The organism is Ruegeria sp. L11, from assembly GCF_056531755.1.
On record NZ_JBQFMI010000038.1, the window covers coordinates 1 to 3,518 of the forward strand.

Annotated in this window: 5 protein-coding genes; 3 read left to right on the plus strand and 2 right to left on the minus strand. The window is 53.6% G+C overall.

Annotation, left to right across the window (positions count from 1 at the left end):
- The first annotated feature begins 407 nt into the window (after positions 1-407).
- Both ACR0CE_RS20370 and ACR0CE_RS20375 read left to right on the plus strand, forming a co-directional pair.
- On the plus strand, positions 408-800 hold the full coding sequence (locus tag ACR0CE_RS20370; RefSeq protein WP_171722476.1) for a GFA family protein: 393 nt from the start codon (positions 408-410) through the stop codon (positions 798-800).
- A 102-nt stretch (positions 801-902) separates the two neighbouring features.
- Complete coding sequence (locus ACR0CE_RS20375) at positions 903-1,205, plus strand: SH3 domain-containing protein (protein ID WP_480609275.1); 303 nt, start codon at positions 903-905, stop codon at positions 1,203-1,205.
- Here the strand turns inward: ACR0CE_RS20375 and ACR0CE_RS20380 are convergent.
- Entirely contained in the window at positions 1,164-1,385 is a 222-nt protein-coding gene (locus tag ACR0CE_RS20380; protein WP_480833600.1) for a hypothetical protein, read from the minus strand. The two genes, ACR0CE_RS20375 and ACR0CE_RS20380, sit on opposite strands and share 42 nt — an antisense overlap.
- Positions 1,386-1,663: 278 nt before the next feature.
- Positions 1,664-2,470 (minus strand): methyltransferase domain-containing protein, encoded by an 807-nt coding sequence (locus ACR0CE_RS20385; protein ID WP_480833598.1) that lies wholly within the window; start codon positions 2,468-2,470, stop codon positions 1,664-1,666.
- Between the two features lie 98 nt (positions 2,471-2,568).
- On the opposite strand from ACR0CE_RS20385, the gene ACR0CE_RS20390 reads away from it, so the two are divergent.
- A complete protein-coding gene (locus ACR0CE_RS20390; RefSeq protein WP_480833599.1) occupies positions 2,569-3,258 on the plus strand; it encodes a winged helix-turn-helix transcriptional regulator in 690 nt (229 codons plus the stop codon).
- The last annotated feature ends 260 nt before the right edge of the window (positions 3,259-3,518 follow it).

The window sequence follows — 3,518 nt, forward strand, 5'->3', positions numbered from 1 at the left end:
ATGGAGACTACGCAGCGCCGGGCCTGCTCATCACAAAAGGGGTCAAAGTTGGATGCCGATAGGGGGTTAAAGTTCAATGCCGATTGACACCGTCAGCTCCATGATCCGATTGTCGGTCAATTCAGAACGTCTGTCCAATGGCTTTGCAAGATCCATTTGTCGGAATGGATTCTGATCCTCAATGGAACGGACCTACATTTACTGAGCGGACATCCGCACAGTTTTCTCTCTTTAATGACCGTACTCACGCAGAAGAGAATTTTTCACGGCCGGAAACTGCCGCATTTAGTCAGATGATGAAATTCCGCGTGAGATAGCCAGAAGCAATGTGGAAATGTTGCCGCCTCAGATTAGGGCGCATACGATGTTCACTACTCTTCCCAGTGGACATAGAGGGATGAACGAACATGGCACAATCATTGGAAGGTGGGTGCTTCTGTGGTGAAGTGCGCTACCGGATCACCGGTGAAGCGGTACTGCAACTCATGTGTTTTTGCAGAGATTGCCTATCGATGACCGGTACAGATGGCTACGCCGGGTACATGATAAAGTCAGAAAATCTACAGCTACTGAAGGGCAAACCACGGACCTTTGAGAAGACCTCAAAGGAAGGCCGACCTGTTATCAAGCATTTCTGCGGTACCTGCGGGTCAGGCTTGTGGGGTGTGACAGCCTTCGGATTGACGAGCATTGCAGCTGGGACACTGGATGAACCAAACAACTTCAGCCCATCGAAAAAGGTTTTTGCGAAAGATGCCCCCAACTGGGCCAGAGTTCCCCACCACTTGGAAGATATGTAGGGGTTTAGGCTTTGGTATCACGTACATTTCTTTCTGGGAGTTGTTCCTTCTGGTGACCCGAATTGCTACGATTGTAGTTGAGGCAACAAGCAGGACATCAAGATGCGCAATGCAATCTTCTCACCCTTAGCGGCTTTGTTCCTAGGGGTCGTCATGGGCGTTGAGCCGGCTGCGGCGGCGTCACTGGGACCTTATGAGGTTTTTGGAGTCGAAGACGGTGACATGCTAAAAATGCGCAGCGGACCTGGAACAGGGTTCAATGTGATCGTTGGTCTTCCAAATGGAACCGCACTACGAGTTCACAGTTGCGAGCAGACCGGTGGCACACGTTGGTGCCGCGTTTCATTGGAGCGTGCTCGTAGACTAAAGGGGTATGTCTCTTGGGCATACTTGCGGAAAATCTAATACGACGATGATCAGCGATGCCATCTTACTGTAATAATAGAATGCTGGCAGAAAAGGCCGCAGTGAAGCTTTCTTGTTGCCGGTGATGGGATCAAGCGGGAAACCACGATCGTGTTCGGCCCCTTCCTGCCGTTGACCGGCACCCATCACTGCTGCGGTCGCAGCCCGCTTTGCGGTCATTCGCTGCGCCTGCCAGGTCAACTGCTGTTCCAACTCCACAGTTGCGGCACGGAGCGTTCCCTAGAATTGTGCTCAACAATGACAGCTGTTCCTGCCATTGTTAGGTTTTCTGGAAACCATGACATAGCTCGTTTAAGGTCTCCCACATTAGAAAGACGCACCGAACTGATGCGGAAACCACGCCCCAAAGCCGGTCTCCACAAACTGCCCGGCATACTAATGCACGCATATGCACAAGGCCATGTCCGGCGCGCCCGGCCAAAACAGCAGGTTTTTGGTCAGTCGCCGGTCCACGAAACCAAATGCGCGGGTGCTGGAAATTCCACTGCCCCATCCGGGGCAGCAAATTGCCCCAGCCGTTGTTCCGCTTCTGCGACTAATTTCTCGTAGCCGGCATCGTCGATGAATTCTGACAGTGTCCAGCCGCGAACATCCATACGAACCCATTCACGGATCGAGGCAAATCGCGCTGTGCCAGTGACAGTCGTTACAGTTACTTCCTGCAATCCACCTTTGCCAAGAACACTTTCAAGAAAGTCCAGTTCTCCAAGGATAAAGGGCGCCCGCAGCGCACCCGCTGCGTCTGATCCAAACATTTCATCAATCAATGTGATCATCGCCGCATATCCGGGTGAAGTGTCAACGTCATCCCAGACTGACAGGGCAATCTTACCACCCGGTCTCAGCACGCGTTGCATTTCCTGAAGCGCTTTGGACCTATCGTCAAAGAACATCAAACCAAATTGGCAAAGAACAACATCAAATGAACGCGTAGGGAATGGGAGCTCCTCGGCCAGACCCTCGGTCCATTCAATGTCCGCCGCACGTTTTCGTGCAACGTCAAGCATCCCTTGGTTGCGGTCGAGGCCGACAACGCGGCCCTTTGATCCAACCCGCAGGACAGCTTCGCGTGTGGCGGCACCAGTGCCACAAGCGACATCAAGAACGGTATGCCCTGGTGCAATTCGGGCAAGGTCACAAAGCCGCCCCGCCCATTCACCAAAGAGAGCGGGGACAAAGAACTCATCGTATATTTCGGCTGCGGTTTTCGATACCTGTCCCGCAGTTGCGGTATCTTGCGACATGCTTTCACCCACCTTTAAGGTTACGTCTGCACCATTGATGACACAGTGCTGCTTGGCGGATATAGTTCGGAATCTGTAGCAACATGACGAGGGTTCCGATGAAATCCTACGGTCAGTTCTGTCCAGTCGCCAAGGCAGCCGAGCTTTTTTGCGAACGTTGGAACGCGCTCATTATTCGTGACTTGGCTGTTGGACCGCGCCGGTTCACCGAGCTGAAACGCGGCGTGCCTTTGATGTCACCGTCACTTCTGTCTTCCCGACTGAAATGGCTCATTGAAGAAGGCGTCGTTGCGCGCCACGACATGGGCGAAAAACGCCTTGGATATGCGCTGACGGAAGCAGGGCGCGAGTTTGTACCCCTGGTCGAGGCTCTCGGCATATGGGGGCAACGCTGGACGAGGCGTCAATTGAAGGAGCATGAGGTCGATCTGGGATTGCTGGTCTGGAGCCTGGAAAGCGCGACCAACCCAAATGCGTTCGGTACGAGACGTTGCCTAATTCGGCTGGAGCTGACCGATCAGACAGAGGCCAAAAGATATTGGTGGTTTCTGAACAGGAACGGACAGTGCGAATTGTGCGTCGAGGATCCCGGTGGAGACGTTAATCTCTATCTGGCATGTACCCTTCCGGACGCGATCTACATCGTCAGAGGCGACCTCACCCCAGCCGGGGCAATTGAAACGCGGAGCCTCGAAGTGCTTGGCGATAGCTGGGCCAGCCAACAATTAGTGAGTTGGCTCAATCTCAGCCCGTTAACGTCCATCAAATCATGTCGCCAAACTGCATAGTGGGGTTTCGAGTGACGGACATTGGACATTCGGAAATTGATTCATAGTCATCTCTGGACGGCCCAGAGCCGACATCCAGCGGCAGGTCGCGATGCTCCAGTCGCAGACCGCTTACTGGCCATTCGCGGCGACCGCGAAATCCCTTACTCGTTCAACTAGTGATCAGCGGGACAATGCAGCCGTTTGATCTACCGCTATTGGGCGGCTCGAAACATCGGAAACAGGGGTGGGGCTTGGTCGGCTTTGATTAGACCCATCTC

Bases quoted from the DNA above. Each gene is read 5' to 3' on its own strand.
- ACR0CE_RS20385 (WP_480833598.1), bottom strand. From the start codon at position 2,470: ATGTCGCAAGATACCGCAACTGCGGGACAGGTATCGAAAACCGCAGCC.
- ACR0CE_RS20375 (WP_480609275.1), top strand. From the start codon at position 903: ATGCGCAATGCAATCTTCTCACCCTTAGCGGCTTTGTTCCTAGGGGTC.
- ACR0CE_RS20380 (WP_480833600.1), bottom strand. From the start codon at position 1,385: ATGACCGCAAAGCGGGCTGCGACCGCAGCAGTGATGGGTGCCGGTCAA.
- ACR0CE_RS20370 (WP_171722476.1), top strand. From the start codon at position 408: ATGGCACAATCATTGGAAGGTGGGTGCTTCTGTGGTGAAGTGCGCTAC.
- ACR0CE_RS20390 (WP_480833599.1), top strand. From the start codon at position 2,569: ATGAAATCCTACGGTCAGTTCTGTCCAGTCGCCAAGGCAGCCGAGCTT.